Source organism: Rhizobacter sp. P2_H2 (genome assembly GCF_056403375.1).
The window spans coordinates 1-639 of record NZ_JBFUFP010001749.1 but is presented as its reverse complement, the minus strand read 5'-3'; the positions used below and the strand labels follow the sequence as shown (position 1 = coordinate 639).

Annotated in this window: 1 pseudogene; it reads left to right on the top strand. The window is 69.5% G+C overall.

The annotated features are described in order from the left end of the window. Positions 1 to 639 (top strand): annotated as a pseudogene (locus AC1D15_RS35995) (heme utilization protein); the annotation flags it as partial.

Here is a 639-nt window from a genome sequence, read left to right as displayed (position 1 = left end):
GAACAGCGACCAGCTGGCCGCCCTCGACTCGAGCCAGATCGGCGCGCTGACGACCGGCCAGGTCGCGGCCCTGACGACCACGCAGCTGTCGACGCTGAACAGCGACGACCTGCGCGCCCTGACGACGCAGCAGTACGCCGCGCTGTCGACCACGCAAGTCGCGTCGCTGACCACCGACCAGATCCCGACGCTGGAATCGTCCGACCTGCGCACGCTGAGCACCGCCGCRCTGCGYTCGTGGAACACCGACCAGCTGAACGCGCTGASCTCSGACCAGATGGGCCAGCTGACGACCGCGCAGGTCGCSGGCCTSACGACCGCCCAGCTGGCGAACCTGACGACCGAAGACCTGAACGCGCTGAACACGGCCGACTTCGCCGCGCTGACGACCGCCCAGGTCGCCGCGCTGAAGGTCAGCCAGGTCGCCGGCCTGGAAACCGACGACCTGCGTGCGATGACCACGGCGCACTACGCCGCGCTGTCGACCGCGCAAGTCGGCGCGCTCACCAGCGACCAGATCCCGCACCTGGAATCGGCTGACCTGCGTGCGATCAGCACCGCCGGCATCCGTGGCCTGAACAGCGACCAGTTCGCAGCCCTCACCTCGGACCAGGTGGCATCGCTGACGACCGCGCAAGT